This is a genomic window from Arthrobacter sp. FW306-1B-G06A, from assembly GCF_058781765.1.
Window position 1 is genome coordinate 99,614 of sequence record NZ_JBYSXB010000009.1, and the last position, 19,189, is coordinate 118,802.

Sequence of the window (19,189 nt, forward strand, 5' to 3'; positions counted from 1 at the left end):
AGAGTTGAACTTTATGCCCGAATCGCCTTGACGGTGACCCAGACCACAGCTAAATTTGCCTAACGGACCGAAAAGATTGTCGAAATATTTCGAAGATTCGGATCAAGCATATTCAGCGGCAGTGCAGCCTCCCTCCCCGAAGGCCGGACTCCCGAAACCAATAACCGGGCAATCAGCGTCGAGCCCGGAGGACGAATGGAATTGCAAATGGTAAAACTCACGTTGCGCACGGCAGCGATCGCCGTCACTGCCGCGGCCGTATCGATCTCCCTCGCAGCCTGCGGATCAAGTGGACCGGCAAGTTCGGCAGGAAACGCCGATTCGGCCACCATGTGGGGCCTCACGGGCGGTAACCAGCCCGTACTCCAGAAGTCCATCGATGCATGGAACAAAGCCCACCCGGACGAGGCCGTCAAGCTCGACTTCTTCGCGAACGACGCGTACAAGACCAAAGTGCGCACCGCCGTCGGCGCCGGCCAAGGACCCACCTTCATTTACGGTTGGGGCGGTGGCGTGCTGAAGTCCTATGTCGACGCCGGCCAGGTGGCCGACCTGTCGGACTTCGTATCGTCAAACCCGGATGTCAAGAGCCGCTACCTGCCGTCCGTGCTCAAGAACGGCGTGATCGACGGCAAGACGTATGCCCTGCCCAACAACAACGTGCAGCCCGTCGTCCTGTACTACAACAAGGAAGTCTTCGATAAGATCGGCGCCCAGGCCCCCAAGACCTGGGATGAACTCATGGCCCTGGTGCCGAAGTTCAAGGCTGCAGGCATCGCTCCCTTCTCCCTGGGCGGCCAGTCCAAGTGGCCTGACCTGATGTGGCTCGAATACCTGGTGGAGCGCATCGGCGGACCCGAGGTCTTCGCTAACATCGCTGCCAACAAGCCCGGCGCCTGGTCCGACCCCGCCGTCAAGGCAGCCCTCAGCAAGATCCAGGACCTGGTGGACGCCGGCGGATTCGCCAACGGATTCTCCTCCATTGCCGCCGACAGCAACGCGGACCAGGCCCTCCTTTACACCGGCAAGGCCGCCATGATCCTGCAGGGTGGCTGGATCTACCAGAGCATGAAGAAGGACGCCGCGGACTTCGTCAAGAACGGCAAGCTGGGCTACGTCACCTTCCCCACCGTGTCCGGTGGCAAGGGCGATCCTGCCAACGTCGTGGGCAACCCTTCCAACTTCTGGTCGATCTCTTCCAAGGCCACTGACAGCCAGAAGAAGGCGGCGCTCGACTACGTCAAGAGCGGAATGTTCACCGACGCCGACACCCAGTCCTTGATCGACTCCGGAGCGGTTCCCGTGACCACGGGCATCGAAAGCAAGCTGGCCGCATCACCGGACAAGGATTTCCTGAGCTACGTGTACGGCATGGCCAAGAACGCACCGAGCTTCACCCTCTCCTGGGACCAGGCCCTCAGCCCCGCCCAGGGAGACGCCATGTTGGCGAACCTGGACCAGATCTTCCTGAAGAAGATCAGCCCCGATCAGTTCGTCTCAACCATGAACGCCACGATCGGAAAGTAACCAGTGTCTACCTCAACCGGTTCTTCCCGGCGGGTCCTTGAAAAGGGCCCGTCGGGGTGGCTGGCCGCACCAGCCCTTGTCTTCTTCCTCCTCTTCGCCATCATCCCTCTCTTCGGCGTGCTCTTCCTCAGCTTCACCAAATGGGACGGGCTGGGCGAAATCAAACTGGACGGCTTGTCGAGCTGGACCACGGTCCTGACCGATCCCGTCACCGGCAATGCGCTGTGGGTCACGGCCAAGATCATGTTTTTCTCGTTCATCGTGCAAGCCCCCATCAGCTTGCTCCTCGGAGTTTTCACGTCCGCGTCCCAGAAATACCGCGCGGCCCTCGCAGTCCTCTACTTCGTGCCGCTGCTGCTGTCCTCCGCGGCCGTCGCGATCGCATACAAGGCCCTCTTGGACCCGAACTTCGGACTCGGTCCGGGCTTGGGCCTTCCATTCCTCGCCCAGGACTGGCTCGGCAACTCAGATCTGGTGCTGTTCGTCGTCGTCTTCGTCATCGCCTGGCAGTTTGTCCCGTTCCACACACTCATCTACCAAGGCGGCGTGCGCCAGATCCCGGCGTCGCTGTATGAAGCGGCCCAAATCGACGGCGCGGGGCGCGTCCAGCAGTTCTTCGCCATTACCTTGCCCCAGTTGAAATACACCATCATCACGTCCTCGACCCTTATGGTGGTCGGCTCACTGGCCTACTTCGATCTCGTCTTCGTCCTCACCGGCGGAGGCCCCGGCTATTCCACGCGGCTGCTACCGCTGCACATGTACCTGACCGGCTTCAAGGCCAACGACATGGGAGCGGCGAGCGCCCTCGGCGTCATCCTCGTGGTGATCGGCCTTGCACTGGCCCTGCTCCTGCAAAGACTCGGTGGCAAGAACCGCAACGCAAGCCAATTGGAAGGTGCCTGATGGCTTCCACAACCCAGATTCCCGCACCGCCGGCAAGGCCCAACGCGCCAAGCAACAAGCAAGGCCACAAACATGGCCAGCGAGCAAAAGGCGCCAAGGGCCCCGGCCGGCTCCGCCCCAACTACCTGGGCGGCCTGGGCGGCTGGCTTTGGCTGGCGATCATCATCGTTCCCATCTACTACGTGGTGGTGACCAGCCTGAAGAACCAGGCCGGGTTCTTCACCTCGAACCCGATGATGCCGCCCACCGAGCCGACCCTGGACAACTACAAGCTGGTCCTGGACAACGACTTCGCCATGTACTTCTTCAACAGCCTGATCGTCACAGTGGGCAGTGTCGTACCTGCACTCCTGGTCTCGTTCATGGCCGCCTACGCGATCGTCCGGGGGAAGGGCCGGTTCCTGACGTGGACGAACAACACGTTCCTCCTGGGCCTGGCGATTCCCTTGCACGCCACGATCATTCCCATCTATTGGATGATCACCAAAGCGCATCTCTATGACACCTTGTTGGCGCTGATCTTGCCCTCCATTGCGTTCGCGATTCCCATTTCCGTCCTCATCCTGAGCAACTTCATGCGCGATGTACCCAACGAGTTGTTCGAGTCCATGCGGCTCGATGGTTGCTCGGACTGGGCCATGATGTGGCGGCTCGCGCTGCCCATGACGCGCCCCGCCGTCGTGACCGTGGGCATCTACAACGCGCTCGGCGTCTGGAACGGCTTCCTGTTCCCGCTGATCCTGACCCAGAGCCCGTCCACCCGTGTGCTTCCGCTGTCCTTGTGGACGTTCCAGGGCGAATTCAGCGTGAACATTCCCGCCGTGTTGGCTTCCGTGGTGCTCGCCACCTTGCCGCTGCTGGTCATCTATGTGGTGGCCCGCCGCCAGCTGCTCAGCGGGTTGACCGCAGGATTCAGCAAATAGCCAACGCTCTTTGAAAGCACGAAAGGAAACACAATGACTACCGCAAAGCCCTTGCGGGTCGGCATGGTCGGCTACGCATTCATGGGCGCCGCCCACTCCCACGCTTGGCGGACAGCGCCGCGGTTCTTCGATCTCCCGCTTGACCCCCAGCTCACCGCACTGTGCGGCCGGAACGACGACGGCGTCCGCGCCGCCGCGGGCAAGCTCGGCTGGGGATCGGTGGAGACTGATTGGCGCCGGCTCCTCGAGCGGGACGACATCGACCTGATCGACATCTGCACCCCGGGCAATACGCACGCCGAGATCGCGATCGCAGCCCTCGAAGCGGGTAAGCACGTGCTCTGCGAGAAACCCCTCGCCAATTCCGTGGCGGAGGCGGAGCGCATGACCGAAGCCGCCCAGGCCGCGGCAGAACGCGGAGTGTTCTCGATGTGCGGCTTCAGCTACCGCCGCACCCCTGCTTTGGCGCTGGCCAAGCGGATGGTCGAAGAGGGCCGTTTGGGAACCATCCGGCACGTGCGGGCGCAGTACCTGCAGGACTGGCTTAGCGACGAAAACGCGCCCATGACCTGGCGGCTGGACAAGTCCAAGTCCGGATCGGGCTCCTTGGGCGACATCGGAGCGCACAGCATCGACGCTGCGCAGTGGGTCACCGGGCAGCAGATCACGGGCGTTTCCGCACTCCTGGAAACCTTCGTCCACGAACGTCCGCTGGCCGGTGACCTCGTCGGGTTGGGCGGCCATGGCGACGTCGGCGCGGATGCGCCGCGCGGCGCGGTCACGGTCGACGACGCCGCCATTTTCACCGCCCGCTTTTCTGGCGACGGGCTCGACGGCGGCGCTACTTCCGCGGGCGCCGTCGGGGTCTTCGAGGCCACGCGGTTCGCGCTGGGACGCAAGAACGCCATGCGACTGGAAGTCAACGGGACCAAGGCCTCCCTCGCGTTCGACTTCGAAGAGATGAACGTCCTGTCCTTCTACGACGCCGCGGAATCCCCCGACGCCGGATTCCGCCGGATCTTCGTGACGGAGCCCGAACACCCCTACGTCGGCAACTGGTGGCCCACCGGGCATGGCCTCGGATACGAGCACGGCTTCACGCACCAAGTGGTGGACCTCGTGACCGCGATCGGCGCAGGCGAGCAGCCCTCGCCGTCGTTCGCTGATGCCCTGCAGGTGCAAAAGGTGCTGGCTGCCGTGGAAGGCAGCGCCGCAGAGTCCAGCCGCTGGCAGGAAGTCTAGGAGGGAATCCCGATGACAAGACCCATCACACTGTTCACCGGCCAATGGGCCGATCTGCCCTTCGAAGAGGTCGCCCGGCTCGCGGGCGAATGGGGCTTCGACGGGCTCGAAATCGCCTGCTGGGGCGACCACCTGGACCCCCACCGGGCCTCCGTGGACGACAGCTATGTCCAGGAACGCCTCGACATCCTTGAGAAGAACGGCCTCAAGGTCTTTGCGATCGCCAACCATCTCACCGGCCAAGCCGTGTGCGACGACCCCATCGATGAGCGCCACCGGGACATCCTCTCCGACGAGGTTTGGGGCAATGGCGATCCTGAAGGAGTCCGCCAACGCGCTGCCGAGGCCATGAAGGACACGGCACGGGCCGCGGCACGCCTCGGCGTCAAGACCGTCACGGGATTCACGGGCTCCTCCATCTGGAAGGCAGTGGCCATGTTCCCGCCCGCCTCGGAGGCGATGATCGAGCGTGGCTACCAGGATTTCGCGGACCGCTGGAACCCGATCCTCGACGTGTTCGACGAAGTCGGGGTCCGCTTCGCCCTGGAAGTCCACCCCTCCGAGATCGCCTACGACTACTGGACCGCGAAACGTGCCCTGGAAGCCGTGGGGCATCGCGAGAGCTTCGGGCTGAACTTCGATCCATCCCACTTCATCTGGCAGGACCTGGATCCGGTGATGTTCCTCCAGGATTTCGCGCCGAAGATCTTCCACGTGCACGTTAAGGAATCCATCCGCCAGCTCAACGGACGCAACGGCCGGCTCGGCTCCCACTTGCCATGGGCGGATCCGCGCCGGGGCTGGGACTTCGTCACCGCAGGCCATGGCGACGTGAAATGGGAGCCGATCTTCCGCGCCCTCAATGCCATCGGCTACGAGGGGCCAACCAGCGTCGAGTGGGAAGACGCGGGCATGGACCGACTCGTGGGAGCACCGCAATCCTTGGCCATGGTCCGGGAACTCGCCGCCATCGCCCCGCCAGTCGCCGCTTTCGACGCGGCTTTCTCAAGCCGCTAACCATTTCATTTTCGGCTCTCCGGCCGTATTTCTCAGCAAAGGAAACCATGACTGACAAGAAGACTGCCCTGGTGGTCCGTGGCGGCTGGGATGGCCACCAGCCATTCGAAGCCACAGAACTCTTTATCCCCTTCCTCAAGGAGAACGGCTACGACGTCCGGGTGGAGGAATCCCCGAAGGTATATGCCGATTCGGCATATATGTCCGGCGTGGACCTGATCGTGCAATGCATGACCATGTCCACCATCGAGAAGGACGAATTCGAGGGGCTCCGTACCGCCGTCGAAAACGGCACGGGACTTGCCGGCTGGCACGGCGGCATCGCCGATTCCTACCGGAACAACTCGGACTACCTGCACATGATCGGCGGCCAGTTCGCCTGCCACCCCGGCAAACATCCCGACGAACGCATCGGCGAACAGTCGGACAACTACGTGCCGTACAGCGTCAACATGCTCCCGGCTGCCGCGAGCCACCCCATCACCCAGGGAATCGGCGACTTCGAGCTGGTCACCGAGCAGTACTGGGTCCTGTCCGACGACTACATCGACGTCCTCGCCACCACCACCCAGAAGGTCCGCGAATGGGACCAATGGAACCGGGAGGTCACCTCCCCTGCGATCTGGACCCGGCAGTGGGCCGAAGGACGGATCTTCGTCTGCACCCCGGGCCACCGCGTGGAAATCCTCCAGGACAGCAACGTCCGCACCATCATCGAAAGGGGCATGCTGTGGGCAAGCCGCTAAGAGTAGGCATCATCGGCTGCGGCGCCATCATCGCCCAGTACCTCAAGAACTTCCGCCGGCTGGACGACATTGACCTGGTGGCCGTCGCGGACCTCGATCCCGCACGCGCGCAAGCAGTCGCCGATTCTTACGACGGCGTCCGCGCGGTGACCGTCGACGAGCTCCTGGCGGCGGACGACGTCGAGCTCGTACTCAACCTCACCATTCCGGCCGCGCATGCGCCGATCGCATTGAGGGCCATCGCCGCCGGCAAGAGTGTCTATGGTGAGAAGCCGCTCGCTGCGACAACCGCCGAGGCACGGCAAGTGCTCGACGCGGCGCGGGAGGCCGGCGTCGTTGTCGGCTGCGCGCCGGATACGGTGCTCGGCACCGGTATCCAGACCGCCCGCAAGGCAATCGACGACGGACTGATCGGCGCGCCGATCTCGGCCACGGCGACCATGGTCACCCCGGGACACGAGCGCTGGCATCCCAACCCGGATTTCTACTACCAGCCCGGCGGCGGACCCCTGCTGGACATGGGCCCCTATTACGTGAGCGCGCTGGTCACGCTGCTGGGCCCGGTGGTCTCGGTCATTGGAGCCGCAAGCCACACGCGGGACACGCGCACCATCGGTTCAGGACCGCGCGAGGGCGAAGTGATCCCGGTGACCATCGATTCGCACGTGACCGGGGTCCTGGTCCACGCCTCGGGAGCATTGTCCACGCTGGTGATGAGCTTTGACGCGGTGAAGACCAAGTCGGCCAACATCGAGATCCACGGTTCGGCGGGATCTCTTGTTGTTCCTGATCCGAACCACTTCGACGGCGACGTCCAGCTCTTTACGCTTGGCGCCGACTCCTGGCAGACCCTTCCGATCTCGGCCGGCTACATCGATTCGGGCAGGGGCTTCGGCATCGCCGACCTCGCCACAACCCCGGCCGGGGTCGAACCGCGTGCTGGCGGCCAACTGGCGTTCCATGCGCTTGAGGTCATGGAATCTGTGCTGGCATCTGCCCACAGTGGCTCAGCGGTCTCGATCGAAAGCACGGTTGCGCGGCCGGCCCTCGTGGAACTGACCGCCTTGGCGGCCCCGCTCGCGGAAGTTCAGGGAATCAGTTCGTAGGCCTGGCTCAATATTCTCCGGACTGCGGTTGCTGCGGCGCCCCTGAGGGCCCCCGTCTGCCCCAGTCCGGAGAACGCCAGGTTTCCTTCCGGGATCAGTCCCGGTGCGTGGTGGTTCAAGCTCCGGCGCAGCGCAGGAGCGATCCACTCCTCGAGTACGGCGAAATGACCGCCGAGCACGACGGCGGAAATGTTCGCCACCCGCGCCGTCGAGGCTATCGCGATTCCTAGGTAGTGCCCGGCCTGTTCCACCGCTGAAACCGCGCTCCAATCTCCGTCGGCAAGGCGGCTCAGCAGGTATTCCATGTGCTTTGTAGCCACATCCTGATGTATTCCGGCTGCAGAATATATGGCGTCTTGGCCCGCGAACGTCTCAAGGCAACCGTGACCGCCGCAGGCGCACAACGGGCCGTCGGGATGCACCACCACATGCCCGATCTCACCGGCATGGCCGTGCGGGCCGGCGAAAAGCCGGGAATCTATGACCAGCCCTCCACCGACGCCCACTTCGCCGGAAATGTAGAGGAAGTCAGGGAAGCGGTCGCCGTGGCCAAACCAGAGTTCCGCGAGCGCGGCGCCATTGGCCTCGTTGGAGAGGGTCACTCCGAAGGGGGCTGCGGGCAGGAGCCTGGGCAGCTCTTCGGAGAGTCCGACGTCGGCCCAGCCCAGGTTCGGCGCGGCCAGCACCACGTTGCGTTCCGTATCCACCAAGCCGGGCACGGTCAATTCCCCACCAAGAAGTTCGACGCCGTCGCCGGCCGCCTGTGTTGCCGCCCGCTGCGCCATGGCGACGAGGAGCGGCAGGATGTCGGAGGGCAGGCTTCCGCGGTTATGCCTTTCGACCGTTTCGTAGAAGGTCAGTTCCCCGGTGAAATCAAGGACTCCCACCGCGAGGTAATCCACATTGATTTCCACTGCCAAGGCACCGCGGGCCGGATTGAGGACAAGGCCGGTTCCGGGCCGTCCGCGTTCGCCGTCGCGGGTGATACTTGTTTCCCGCACTAGGCCTGATTCAAGCAAGTCGGTGACGATGCTCGAAAGGGATGCTTTCGTGAGACCGCTTTCCGCGGCAAGCTGGGCACGCGTGGCCCCGCTGTTCGCCTGGATGCCTGCGAGGACGAGCGCAAGGTTCTGCCTGCGGACATCGCCCACTCTTCCCGGCGACGGCGTGGCGGGCATGTTTCCTCCAGGATCTTGTTTTGACTGCGTGACTTACATCATCATTCAGGGATCGGAGGTTGCTGGCTATTTGGACCGGGCCGTGCGGCCGGTCAACAGTCCTGCTCCGGAACAGCGGGGGTCCCGGCGCGGGAGTGCTCACTTAACCGGAGCCGTCAGCCGATGCTTTCCCGGGCCCAGCTCGCTGGGTAGGCCCCCGGGAAGCTCGACTGTCGCCGTCGTTCCTGTCGGTATGGTGGCGTCGAGGTGCATGGTCCCGTTCTCGAGCCGCCATGCGACTTCGGCCATCCCGTAGGGGGTCAGGTGGCGAGAAGTCGCGTGGGTGATCCCCCCGCCAGGCAGCGGCCGGATGCCGATCTTCCGGTAGCCCGGTTCGAGGGGTGAAAGGCCGCCGATGACGCGGTGCATCCAGTCAGCCACGGCGCCGAGGGCGTAGTGGTTGAACGAAGTCATCTCGCCTGGGTTGATGGTGCCGTCGGGCAACATCGAGTCCCACCGTTCCCAGATGGTGGTTCCACCCTGTTTCACGGCGTAAAGCCACGAGGGGCATTCTTCTTCCTTGAGCAGGTCGTAGGCCGTCCCGACGTGGCCGCCGAGGGTGAGGGCGTCGCTGATGACCGGGGTGCCGGCGAATCCGGTGGCGATGCGGTTCCCGGATTCGGCGACGAGCTCTGCGAGGCGCGCAGCCGCGCGGCTCTTCTGACCTTCGGTGGGCAGGAGGTCGAACGCGAGCGCGAGTGCGTAGGCGGTCTGCGCGTCGCTGGTCATGGTTCCGTCCTCGTGGACGTAGCGCTGGGCGAATGCCTGCTTGACCTTTTCGGCCATTTCCGCGTACCGGGCCCCGTCGTCGCTATTGCCGAGGACGCTGGCGATCCGGGAGAGGTGGCGTGCGGACCAGCCGAAGTAGGCGGTGGCGACGAGGTAGCGGTCGGTGCGGGCGTCGGCGGGGTCGTGCGGGGGTGCTGCGGGGTCAAGCCAGTCGCCGAGCTGGAAGCCGTCGTCCCAGAGGTGGGTTTCGCCGGCCCGTTCGGACATGAGGTCGACCCAAGCTTTGGCGCTGGCATACTGGTCTGCGAGCACGCCCTTGTCTCCGAAGCGCTCGTACAGGGTCCAGGGGGTGAGCACGGAGACATCACCCCACACGGCGCCGGGGATCGTCTCGTCCCACGAGCCGGCCTGGACCCAAGGGACATACCAAGGGACTGTCCCGTCCGGAAGCTGCTCGTCGGCGACATCTTTGAGCCATCCGCTGAGCATCCCCGAGCAGTCGTAGAGGAAGGACGCCGTGGGGGCGAAGACCTGGATGTCTCCGGTCCATCCGAGGCGTTCGTCACGCTGGGGGCAGTCCGTGGGAATGCTGACGAAGTTCCCGCGCATGCTCCACCGGACGTTCTCGTGCAGGCGGTTGATGAGCGGGTCAGAGCATTCGAACCAGCCGGTGCGTTCCATGTCGGTGTGGTGGACCCGGGCAGTAAGGGCGTCGAGCTTGACGGCGTGGACGGCTCCGGTGATCTCGGCGTAGCGGAAGCCGTGCATGGCGAACCGAGGCTCCCAGTTATGCTCGGAATCGTCCGCGAGCGTGTATTCGTCGATGGAGGCGGCCAGGCGCAGCGGCCTCGTGTAGAGCTCGCCGTCCTGGAGGACTTCGGCGTGGCGGATGGTCACGGTGTCCCCGGGCTCGCCCTGGACTGTCAGCCGGAGCCGGCCGACGAGGTTTTGGCCGAAGTCGATCAGGGTCTTGCCTGAGGGCGATGTCCAGACGCGTTGCGGGGCGAGCTCCTCGGTGCAGCGGACGGGCGGTCCTGCGGGGGCCTCAAGGGTGGACTTGGCCAGACTGACTGTCAGCACGCCGGACCACGCACTGTCATCAAAGCCGGGCTGCGACCAGCCGGGTTGCTCGAGACGGGCGTCGTGGCGTTCTCCGTCGTAGAAGCTAGCGAAGGTGATGGGACTGTGGGAGGCTCGCCATCCGTCGTCGGTGGTGATGACGTCCCGCCGGCCGTCGTGGTAGGTGATTTCGAGCTGCGCGAGCAGGGAGGTCCGGTCCCCGTAGGTGTTGCGGGTGCCTCCCTGGAATCCGATGCGTCCCCGGAACCAGCCGTCGGCCAGCCAGGCACCGATCGCGTTCTCGCCGTCGACGAGGAAGCCGGTAACGTCGAACGTTGAGTAGAGCAGGCGGTGGTCGTAGCTCGTCCAGCCCGGAGCAAGGACTTCGTCACCGACCCGCCGGCCGTTGATTTCCACCTCGTACACGCCCTGCCCGGTGACGTAGAGCCGGGCCGAAGCAATGTTTGCACCTGTTGTGAAGGATCGCCTGAGCAGGGCAGGCGGGTTATCTTCCTCGCGGTCGTGCTTCAGGTCCGGAGTGATGGCCAGGGCCGTCCAGTCCCCGGGGACGAGAAGGCCCGCCTCGATGGAGAAGGGTTCGCTCCACAGCGACGGGGTTTCATCCTTGCCCCAGACCCGTACCCGCACCTCGACGCGCTCACGGGAATCCAACGCCGGGAACGGCCACTCGACCAGGACGGACTCCGGAGACACGACTTCGGCCGTCACTCGCGCCTTCCCGGCCCGTTCGACGGCGATCTCGTACTTGCGCTGTTCCCATCCGGCCGGGGCTTGAGTCTGCCATGAAAGGCGGGGGCGTGCTTCGCCGATGCCGCGGGCAACCGTCCGGTGTTCGGCCTGCAGACGGACCACACGAGCGGTGGTAGCAGTGGTCTCTTTTGTCGCTGTGGCTGTTGCCGGGAGTGTCATGTGGTTCTTCCCAAGTGTTCTCGCGTGTGGGTGCAGTGGCGGCCCTAAGGACCGCCACTGCAAGGTGATCGGGTTATGGCCCGCGTGGTGGGCCGGGAGCGGCTAGGAGCCAGAGGTGTAAGCCGTGTCCATTTGCTTAAGGGCCCCATGAGCGTCCGTCTTTCCAGCGAGGAGATCCTGCACTACCTGGAAGAGGGTCTGCTGGACTCGGGCGTTGGGCCAGTTCTGGTCCATGAACGCGTCCGTCTTGCCGCCCTTCTGGTATTGCTGCAGCGTGCTCAGGGCCGGGTCAACCGTGAACGCATCGTTCGGGACCGCCGGCAGGGCCTTGTTGGTCTGCGCGTAGAGGTTCATGCCCTCGGGGCTCTCGAGGAAGTTGACGAACTTGATCGCGAGATCCTTGTTTTTCGCGTGCGCGTTCACCCCGTAGGTCGATCCTGCGGCGCCGGCCATGCGCGTATCGGCAGCATTGTCGCTGGCAGGCACCGGAAGCATGTTCAACTCGGTCCCCTTTGGCGCCTGGGTGCTGATCGCGGCCACAGCCGAGTTCACCTGGACCACGCTGAGCGCGTCGCCCTTGGCGACCGCGGCAAGGCTGGCGTTGTAGTCAGTGCCGAGGGGATTGGCCTGGAAGCAGCCGGCCTTCTGCATCTCGACGTACTTGTTGAGCGCGTCGGTCCACTTCGAGTCGCTGAAAGTGGCCTTCTTATCGGTCATGTCCTGGGGGAAGTTCGGGTTCGGACCGTAGACGAGGGTGGGGGTCAGGGCGTACGGGATGAGCTGGGTGACCCAGTTGGTCTGCGCACCCAGTTCGAAAGCCGTCTTACCCTTTGCCTTCGCGGCGGAGCAGAACTGCAGCAGTCCGCTCCAGGTGGTCGGCGGAGTCAGGCCCGCCTGGGTCATGGCGGTCATGTTGTAGACCGCGCCGATGCCCGAGAACGTGACAGAGGCGCTGTAGGTCTTGCCGTTGTATTGGGTCACCGGCTTGATCCCGGCGGGGAAGCTGTTCGCCCAGGACTGGCTGGAGAGGTCTTCCAGGAAACCGGCTTTGCCGACCACGCGGGTGGCCATCGGGTTGCCGTCCCCCGGCCAGACGAAGACGACATCCGGGGCGGTTCCCGAGGAGAGCTGGGTGCGGGTGGTGGTCTGGTACTGGTCCAGCGCCGACGTCGTGTACTTCACGTCCACGCCCGGGTTCTGCTCCTTGAACTTCGCCACGACGGCGTCGAGGGCGGGCTTTTCGTTGGTCGTGGCTGCGAGGGTCAGGGTCTTTCCGTCCCCTGCGCCGGCACCGGCGCTGGAACTGCCTCCGCTGCAGGCGGTGAGGCCGAGGGCCGCGGCGACGGCGACCGAGAGGGCCAGAAGGCTCTTCTTGTGCATTGTGTTGCTCTCCTTTGAACTGCAGCCAGGGCGCTGCTTATTACGGGCGTGAAAGTTGGTACTGGTGTGGAAGTTAGTAGGGGCATGGAGGTCGACGGCGCCACGCAGCTCGCGTGCGGGGCCTAGCCTTTGAGACCGCTGGCGAAGCCCTTGATGATGGTGTTCTGCATCGCGAAGTAGGCGATGAGGATCGGTGCAATGGTGATGACCAGGCCGGCGAAGACCAGGTTCCACTGCGAGACGTACTGACTGACGAACGAGAACAGGGCGACCGGCACGGTCTGCTGGTTGCTGCCACTTAGGTACAGCAAGGGGGTCAGGAAGTCGTTCCAGACGTGGAGGACGTTCAGGATGATGACCGTGCCGGTGATGGGACGCACTAACGGGAAGATCACCGAGAAGAAGCTCCGCAGCGGGCCGGCCCCGTCGATCGCGGCGGCCTCCTCATAGTCGAGGGGAACCGCCCGGATGAAGCCGGTGTAGAGGAAGACCGAGAACGGGACCTGCAAACCGGCGTAGTACAGGACCAGCGATATCGGGTTGCCGAGCAGGCCCAAGTCCCGGATGGTCGTGTAGAGCGGGATGAGGGCAAGCTGGAAGGGCAGGAGCAGCCCCAGCATGAAGACGAAGAACAGCCATTTCGACCATCTCTTCGTCACGCGGGCCAGGGGGTAGGCGGCCAGTGCCGAGATGGCCACGATGATCAGCACGCTGAATACGGTGACGAAGGCGCTGGTCAGCAGGGCCTGGCCCAGGTTGGCCTGGCTCCACGCGTCGGAGAAGTTCTGGAACGTGATGTTGGTGACCGGCGCCAAAGGGGAGGACTGGTCGTCCGGCGTCTTCAGGGCCAGGTTGACCAGGATGTAGACGGGGAGGAAGAAGAGGACGCCGACCAGGACCATGACGGCCTCGAGAATGAACGTCCGCCAGGTGTAGCGGTTCACTTGGTGCCTCCCTGCTTGCCGAGGAGCTTGTATTGAGCGGTGGAGAGGATCGCGACGAAGGCGGTCAGGACCAGGGCCATGGCGATGCCGTAGCTGAAGTCGCCGAACTGGAACGCGTTCTTGTAGATCAAGGTGGACATTGTGTCGGTCGAGGTTCCGGGGCCGCCGGAAGTCATGACCCAGACCTGGTCGAACAGTTTCAGGCCACCGATGATTGAGAGCATCAGGTTGATCGTGATCGCCGGAGCCAGCTCGGGGCGGACCACGTACCAGAACCGGCGGAACGGGCCTGCTCCGTCGATCCTTGATGCCTCAAGGACATCCTCGGGGACTCCCTGCAGGCCTGCCAGGAAAATCACCATGGAGTAGCCGGCAAATTGCCAGACCACGGTCGCGACGATGGACCATAGGGCGATGTCGGCATCCCCCAGCCAGTCGTGCTGCAGGGCGCCGAGACCGAAGAAACCCAGGAGCTGATTGATCGCCCCGTCGGGGGTCATGAGGTACTTCCACAGGTAGCCGGTGGCCACAGGGGTAATCACTGCCGGCGTAAAAAGGGCCACGCGGAGGATGTTGCGGCTCTTGATCTTGGTGTGCACGCCCAGGGCCAGCAAGAGGCCGATGAGGTTCTGCACCACGGTGATCGCCACTGCGATCAGGAGCGTGTGGACTACGGCGCCAACGCCGCCCGGGTCTTTGAAAAGGCGCTCGAACTGGGCCAGGCCCACGAAGTCCTTGGTAGCCGAGAGCCCGTCCCAGTTGGTGAACGCGAAGGCGGCGCCTTGCACGCTCGGCCACAGGACAATGAACAGGAAGAAGGCGAGGGCGGGAACCACAAACCACCACGGCACCGTACCGATGCGCCGGGCGGTGAACTTCCGGGGACGGCGGCTGACGGGCGGAACCGGCGAGGCAGCCTCGGCCACGGCCAGCGATTGGCTCTCTGCCGGGCTCATCGCGTCCCTCCAAGCAATGCCGGCACCGGAGTGCTGATCCATCGAATCACGGGAATCTCTCCATCGAGTAGAAACTTTGCCAAAATTGAAGCGCTTCATCTGGAATCAGATTAGGGGGTGGATGTGATGTGCGTCAATAGCTTTTGAAACGATTTAATCCCTGCTCCGCCGGGGACTGTCGGCTTGACCCTGTGCGTGCGGCCTTCTATTCTTGCTTGAAGCCGCGAATGAAGCGCTTTAGGATCGAGGAACGAACCGCGTGACTAGCCAGACCGCAGACGGGGGCCGGGCCCCCAGCATGCAGGACGTTGCGCGCCTAGCCGGAGTATCGCTTGGGACCGTCTCGCATGCGTTGAATAAGCCGGAGAAGGTGTCGGCGCGTTCGCTCCAGAAAGTCCTCGCCGCAGTGGAGCAGTTGGGCTTCGTCCCGAACAGTGCAGCCCGCTCGCTCGCGGCCGGCAGTAGCAGTACGGTCGGCCTAGTCCTCACCGATATCGACAACTCACTCTTCGTCGACATTGCCAGAGGCGCCGAAGACGAGGCCCGCGCCTCGGGCCATGCCCTCCTGCTGGCCAACAGCGACGTCGACTTCAAGCGCCAGGAGTCGTACCTGGACATCTTCGATGAGGCACGGGTGGCGGGCATCCTGTTCACGCCCCTGAACGCAAGCCTCGAAGGTGTCGACCGGGTCCGCCGGCACGGGCGCAGGATCGTCCTGGTCAACTACGCCGGCGGCCGCCAGGACTGCTGTGCGGTCCTCTCGGACGAGGAACACGGCGGCTATATGGCCGCGCGGCACCTCATTGAACTCGGCCGGCGCCGCCTGTTGTTCGCCGGCGGTCCCGAGGAGTTCCACGCCGTCAAGGAGCGACGCAACGGCGCCCTTCGGGCTGTAGCGGAGGCAGGCAATGTCACCCTGGAGATCATCCCCTCCCGTCGCCTCAAAAGCGATGAAGGGCGCAAGATCGCGGCAGAAGTGACGGGTCGGCCCGCGGATCGCGTGCCGGACGGAATCCTTTCGCCCTCAGACCGCATCGCTGCGGGGATCATCCACGAGCTCATGGCAAGAGGCCTGCGCGTGCCCGAAGACGTGGCCGTCATCGGCTACGACAACAACCATTTCGCCACCGAAGTCGCGATCTCCATGTCCACGGTCGCCCAGGACGGGCACAGGATGGGCGCGGAAGCAATAAATCTCCTCCTCGACGAGATCCGGAATCCCGACCACGAACACCGCATCCTGACGCTCAAGCCCCGCCTCCTCCTCCGCGAGAGCACCCTGGGACATGGCGCAAACCACCTTCCGGAAGAAGACGGCAGGCTGCCGCTGGAAGCCTAAGCGGGCCAAGCCGCGCCGCGGGGTTCGTGGCACTTGCCTCTGCGGTCGCGTGTCGACAGAAGTGACGGGCACCGAGGAGTAGGATTCCGCTTCCGGCTACCTTGCCTACACCAAGGTTCTCCGGACGCACCCTCGAGACCCAAAGGAACGGCACAACCGTTATCCAACGGCTTCTGGTGTGCGCGGGATCCACATGTGTACACAATGGTAACTAGGTACACTGCGGGGAGTGTCATGGTTTCTATGGAAACCGTGACCAGTGAAGTAAGCACCCGGGAGCTCCGAAACCACCTGGCTGACGTGGTGGGGCGGGTGAGCTACGGCGGAGAGCGCATCGGCGTGACCCGCAATGGCCGCTTGGCCGCCGTCGTGATCAGCGTTGGCGATGCAGAGGCGCTGGAGGCGTACGAGACGGCTCAGGACATCGCCGCAGTCACGGCCTGGATTGAGGCCGGTCGGCCCTCACGCCCGGCCGGTGAGCTGAGGAAAGAGCTTGGCATTTGAGCCAGTGGAGCCTGAACACCTCTGCAGACTTCGACAAGACCGCCCGAAAGATGGACCGGGCCGTGCTGCGCTGGTCACTTGCCGAGGTGCTGCCCTGCCCCTAGTCCCCCGGGTAGCTGATTCCCGCTTGCCTGCGTGCTTCATCCAGCAGGGACATGGTGGTCAGGGTATCCGCCAACGGCATCGTGGGGCTCTCAAGCAGGCCCAGTTGCAGGCAACGAATCACTTCGCGCAACTGGTAGGTGTAGCCATGGCCGACCGGGGTGAATTTCTCCTGCCGTTGCTCGCCGGAGCTGGAGATGATGGTCAACTCCGTCGGATTGAACAGCGGTGCGTTGGATCGGAGCATCCCCTTCGTGCCGCATACGGTGGCCGTTTGGGGGGTGGCCGAGGTCAAGGAGGTCATGGCCTGGACCTGCGCCCCGGAAGGATAGGACAGTGTCAGTGCGGTCTCGGAATCCACTCCGCCGTCAGTCAGATGCGCCGTGGCCGTCAACGATTCCGGGCGTCCTAGGCTGATCAGCGCCCATGTCAGGGGATAGACACCAACGTCCATCAGGGCGCCTCCCCCGTCGTCGCGCCTCCACAGCCGGGATTCTGGATTGTACGGCGCCGGAAACCCGAGGTCAGCTTGCAGCCACCGGATCTCACCGAGTTCGCCGGATGCGATGATTTCCGCCGCCCGTTGCACGCTGGGCAGGAACCGGGTCCACACTGCTTCCATCAGGAACAGGCTTTTCTCCCGGGCCAGCCGAACCAGGACCTCTGCTTCACGGGCGTTGATGGTCAGCGGCTTCTCGCACAACACGTGCTTCCCCGCTTCGAGGGCCGCCTTCGCCGCCGAGAAATGACTCGTGTGAGGGGTTGCCACATACACGACGTCCACCGCGGGATCCTGGAGGAGCCGCTGGTACCCCGGAAGCCCGCCGTCGTCGCCGTAGGCGCTCTGGAAGCCGTGCTCGGAAGCAAACGCGTCCGCGTTTTCCTGGGTCCGGGAACTGACGGACTGCAAAACGGCGTCGGGAAGGAGCGCGAGGTCGCTGACGACCGTGGAGGCGATCCGTCCGGTGGAAATGACTCCCCACCGGACGGGACTGCCCGATGCGGGCACCGGATCCTGGTTCAGGGAATCAAGAAGCGGTGTCCTGATGAGCAGCGATTCAGTTGCCGGCGTCAACGCGGGCACTGACCTTCCTGTAGTTCTGCCCGATCGAATCCCGGAAGTCCGGCTCGGGTGTGGCGTCGAGGGCCACGGGCCAATCCGGGCGGTAGCCTGCGAGCGCCCACGCCGCCTGCACGGCTGCACCGCGGGCAACGTATTCGCCCGGGCTCGGAATCACGACAGGCAGGTCGAATACCTGAGCCGCTATCCGTTGCACGGCAGGATTCTGTACCGCGCCCCCGATCAACTGCAACCGTTCCGCACGGACACCCTGGTCACGCAACGCATCCAGCCCTCCGGCGAGTCCGCACAGCATGCCTTCGATGGCCGCCCGGGCGATATTCGGCCGGGTGGTGGAGGCAATGCTGAGGCCGTGGAAGCTGGCCTTCGCGTACGGCAGGTTGGGAGTCCGTTCCCCTTCGAAATACGGCACCAGCACCACGCCTCCTGAGCCAGGCTCGGCTTCAAGGGCGAGCCTGGACAGCCCGTCGAAGTCGACGTCGAGCACCGCGGCTACCGAGCTGAGCACGCGGGCGGCGTTCAAGGTCACTGCGATGGGCAAATACTCGCCGCTCGCATCGGCGAAGCCCGCCACGGTCCCGCTCGCATCATGTCCGGGTGAAGAGTCGACGGCGAACACGGTGCCGCTGGTGCCCACGGACACGACGACGTCGCCGGGTTTGGCTCCGAGCCCAAGCGCGGCGGCGGCATTGTCCCCCGCCCCGACGCCGAGCAGGATCCCGCCGCCCAACGCTTCGCTTGCGCCAGGGCCCCCGAAACACGCCGGGTGCACGCGGCCCGCGGTTTCGCCCGGACCTAGCACCCGGGGAAGAACGACGACGCCGGGCGCCGCCGTCGTCGTCCCGCCCGAGGCTTCCCGGGCGTCCTGGCCGAACGCCAGTTTGAACAAGTCCAGATCGTAGCGTCCGGTCAGCGGGCTCCAATAGCCGGTGCCGCTGGCGTCCGAACGGTCAGTGGTGAGTTCGTCCAGGTCCGGCCCCAGCGGGCTGGAGCCCGCCGGACCGTAACCGCGGAGACGCCACGTGAGCCAGTCGTGGGGGAGCGCGACGGCGGCCACCCGAGCCATGCTTTCGGGTTCGTGGTCCCTAATCCAGCGGATTTTCGTGATCGTGAACGAAGCCACCGGAACCAGGCCGGTCCGCCGGGCGAAGTCCTCCGCCCCCACTTCGGCGGTGAGATCTTCCGCCGAGCCGGCCGAGCGAGTGTCATTCCACAGCAGCGCCGGCCGCACCACATTGCCCTCGAGGTCCAGCAGCACCATCCCGTGCTGCTGGCCCCCTACGGACAGTGCGCTGACATCGGCCAGGCCGCCGGCGTCGCCGAACGCTTCGGACAGCGCCCGCCACCACTCGTCCGGATGGACTTCCGCTCCATCCGGGTGGCTCGCGCGGCCCGCACGCACGAGCGCACCGCTTTCCGCGTCCAAGACCACCACTTTGCAGCTTTGGGTAGAGGAATCAACCCCGGCAACCAGTGTCATG

16 protein-coding genes are annotated in these 19,189 nt (G+C 64.6%); 9 read left to right on the forward strand and 7 right to left on the reverse strand.

Annotation, left to right across the window (positions count from 1 at the left end; translation table 11 throughout):
- Positions 1-207 precede the first annotated feature (207 nt).
- The 7 genes from AC3WJM_RS06975 to AC3WJM_RS07005 are packed head-to-tail and all read left to right on the forward strand — an operon-like array spanning position 208 to position 7,467.
- On the forward strand, positions 208-1,527 hold the full coding sequence (locus AC3WJM_RS06975) for an extracellular solute-binding protein (protein WP_059388771.1): 1,320 nt from the start codon (positions 208-210) through the stop codon (positions 1,525-1,527).
- A 3-nt stretch (positions 1,528-1,530) separates the two neighbouring features.
- Positions 1,531-2,433, forward strand: a complete 903-nt coding sequence (locus AC3WJM_RS06980) for a carbohydrate ABC transporter permease (RefSeq protein WP_059388769.1) — start codon at positions 1,531-1,533, stop codon at positions 2,431-2,433.
- Positions 2,433-3,356 carry a carbohydrate ABC transporter permease gene (locus AC3WJM_RS06985; RefSeq protein ID WP_059388770.1) on the forward strand — a complete coding sequence of 308 codons (924 nt, stop codon included), beginning with the start codon at positions 2,433-2,435 and terminating at the stop codon, positions 3,354-3,356. Before AC3WJM_RS06980 ends, AC3WJM_RS06985 begins: the two co-directional genes overlap by 1 nt.
- 33 nt (positions 3,357-3,389) lie before the next feature.
- The gene (locus AC3WJM_RS06990) at positions 3,390-4,598 is read left to right on the forward strand and encodes a Gfo/Idh/MocA family protein (RefSeq protein WP_492271474.1); all 1,209 of its coding nucleotides are present in this window, start codon (positions 3,390-3,392) and stop codon (positions 4,596-4,598) included.
- Between the two features lie 12 nt (positions 4,599-4,610).
- Positions 4,611-5,615 (forward strand): sugar phosphate isomerase/epimerase family protein, encoded by a 1,005-nt coding sequence (locus AC3WJM_RS06995; protein WP_284988914.1) that lies wholly within the window; start codon positions 4,611-4,613, stop codon positions 5,613-5,615.
- A gap of 47 nt (positions 5,616-5,662) precedes the next feature.
- The gene (locus tag AC3WJM_RS07000) at positions 5,663-6,361 is read left to right on the forward strand and encodes a ThuA domain-containing protein (RefSeq protein WP_492271475.1); all 699 of its coding nucleotides are present in this window, start codon (positions 5,663-5,665) and stop codon (positions 6,359-6,361) included.
- Entirely contained in the window at positions 6,346-7,467 is a 1,122-nt protein-coding gene (locus AC3WJM_RS07005) for a Gfo/Idh/MocA family protein (protein ID WP_492271476.1), read from the forward strand. The genes AC3WJM_RS07000 and AC3WJM_RS07005 overlap by 16 nt, the downstream gene beginning before the upstream one ends.
- Here AC3WJM_RS07005 and AC3WJM_RS07010 read toward each other — a convergent pair.
- The 5 genes from AC3WJM_RS07010 to AC3WJM_RS07030 form a co-directional block, all read right to left on the reverse strand.
- The gene (locus tag AC3WJM_RS07010; RefSeq protein ID WP_492271477.1) at positions 7,449-8,645 is read right to left on the reverse strand and encodes an ROK family transcriptional regulator; all 1,197 of its coding nucleotides are present in this window, start codon (positions 8,643-8,645) and stop codon (positions 7,449-7,451) included. The genes AC3WJM_RS07005 and AC3WJM_RS07010 overlap by 19 nt on opposite strands.
- A 138-nt stretch (positions 8,646-8,783) precedes the next feature.
- Positions 8,784-11,402 (reverse strand): glycoside hydrolase family 78 protein, encoded by a 2,619-nt coding sequence (locus AC3WJM_RS07015; RefSeq protein ID WP_492271478.1) that lies wholly within the window; start codon positions 11,400-11,402, stop codon positions 8,784-8,786.
- Between the two features lie 102 nt (positions 11,403-11,504).
- Positions 11,505-12,782: an ABC transporter substrate-binding protein gene (locus tag AC3WJM_RS07020; RefSeq protein WP_492271479.1), complete on the reverse strand. Its 1,278-nt coding sequence runs from the start codon at positions 12,780-12,782 to the stop codon at positions 11,505-11,507.
- A gap of 122 nt (positions 12,783-12,904) precedes the next feature.
- A complete protein-coding gene (locus AC3WJM_RS07025) occupies positions 12,905-13,726 on the reverse strand; it encodes a carbohydrate ABC transporter permease (RefSeq protein ID WP_284751535.1) in 822 nt (273 codons plus the stop codon).
- The gene (locus AC3WJM_RS07030; protein WP_492271480.1) at positions 13,723-14,682 is read right to left on the reverse strand and encodes a carbohydrate ABC transporter permease; all 960 of its coding nucleotides are present in this window, start codon (positions 14,680-14,682) and stop codon (positions 13,723-13,725) included. Before AC3WJM_RS07030 ends, AC3WJM_RS07025 begins: the two co-directional genes overlap by 4 nt.
- 259 nt (positions 14,683-14,941) lie before the next feature.
- On the opposite strand from AC3WJM_RS07030, the gene AC3WJM_RS07035 reads away from it, so the two are divergent.
- Positions 14,942-16,021, forward strand: a complete 1,080-nt coding sequence (locus AC3WJM_RS07035) for a LacI family DNA-binding transcriptional regulator (protein ID WP_492271481.1) — start codon at positions 14,942-14,944, stop codon at positions 16,019-16,021.
- Between the two features lie 243 nt (positions 16,022-16,264).
- Positions 16,265-16,525, forward strand: coding sequence for a type II toxin-antitoxin system Phd/YefM family antitoxin (locus AC3WJM_RS07040; RefSeq protein ID WP_492271491.1), 261 nt, complete (start codon positions 16,265-16,267; stop codon positions 16,523-16,525).
- A 100-nt stretch (positions 16,526-16,625) separates the two neighbouring features.
- Here the strand turns inward: AC3WJM_RS07040 and AC3WJM_RS07045 are convergent, their stop codons facing one another.
- Positions 16,626-17,702 carry a Gfo/Idh/MocA family protein gene (locus AC3WJM_RS07045; protein WP_492271492.1) on the reverse strand — a complete coding sequence of 359 codons (1,077 nt, stop codon included), beginning with the start codon at positions 17,700-17,702 and terminating at the stop codon, positions 16,626-16,628.
- Positions 17,686-19,188: a xylulokinase gene (gene xylB, locus AC3WJM_RS07050; RefSeq protein WP_492271482.1), complete on the reverse strand. Its 1,503-nt coding sequence runs from the start codon at positions 19,186-19,188 to the stop codon at positions 17,686-17,688. Before xylB ends, AC3WJM_RS07045 begins: the two co-directional genes overlap by 17 nt.
- Between the last annotated feature and the right edge of the window lies 1 nt (position 19,189).

Bases quoted from the DNA above. Each gene is read 5' to 3' on its own strand.
- AC3WJM_RS06990 (WP_492271474.1), top strand. From the start codon at position 3,390: ATGACTACCGCAAAGCCCTTGCGGGTCGGCATGGTCGGCTACGCATTC.
- AC3WJM_RS07000 (WP_492271475.1), top strand. From the start codon at position 5,663: ATGACTGACAAGAAGACTGCCCTGGTGGTCCGTGGCGGCTGGGATGGC.
- AC3WJM_RS06985 (WP_059388770.1), top strand. From the start codon at position 2,433: ATGGCTTCCACAACCCAGATTCCCGCACCGCCGGCAAGGCCCAACGCG.
- AC3WJM_RS06995 (WP_284988914.1), top strand. From the start codon at position 4,611: ATGACAAGACCCATCACACTGTTCACCGGCCAATGGGCCGATCTGCCC.
- AC3WJM_RS07010 (WP_492271477.1), bottom strand. From the start codon at position 8,645: ATGCCCGCCACGCCGTCGCCGGGAAGAGTGGGCGATGTCCGCAGGCAG.
- AC3WJM_RS07040 (WP_492271491.1), top strand. From the start codon at position 16,265: ATGGAAACCGTGACCAGTGAAGTAAGCACCCGGGAGCTCCGAAACCAC.
- AC3WJM_RS07020 (WP_492271479.1), bottom strand. From the start codon at position 12,782: ATGCACAAGAAGAGCCTTCTGGCCCTCTCGGTCGCCGTCGCCGCGGCC.
- AC3WJM_RS07015 (WP_492271478.1), bottom strand. From the start codon at position 11,402: ATGACACTCCCGGCAACAGCCACAGCGACAAAAGAGACCACTGCTACC.
- xylB (WP_492271482.1), bottom strand. From the start codon at position 19,188: ATGACACTGGTTGCCGGGGTTGATTCCTCTACCCAAAGCTGCAAAGTG.
- AC3WJM_RS06975 (WP_059388771.1), top strand. From the start codon at position 208: ATGGTAAAACTCACGTTGCGCACGGCAGCGATCGCCGTCACTGCCGCG.
- AC3WJM_RS07030 (WP_492271480.1), bottom strand. From the start codon at position 14,682: ATGAGCCCGGCAGAGAGCCAATCGCTGGCCGTGGCCGAGGCTGCCTCG.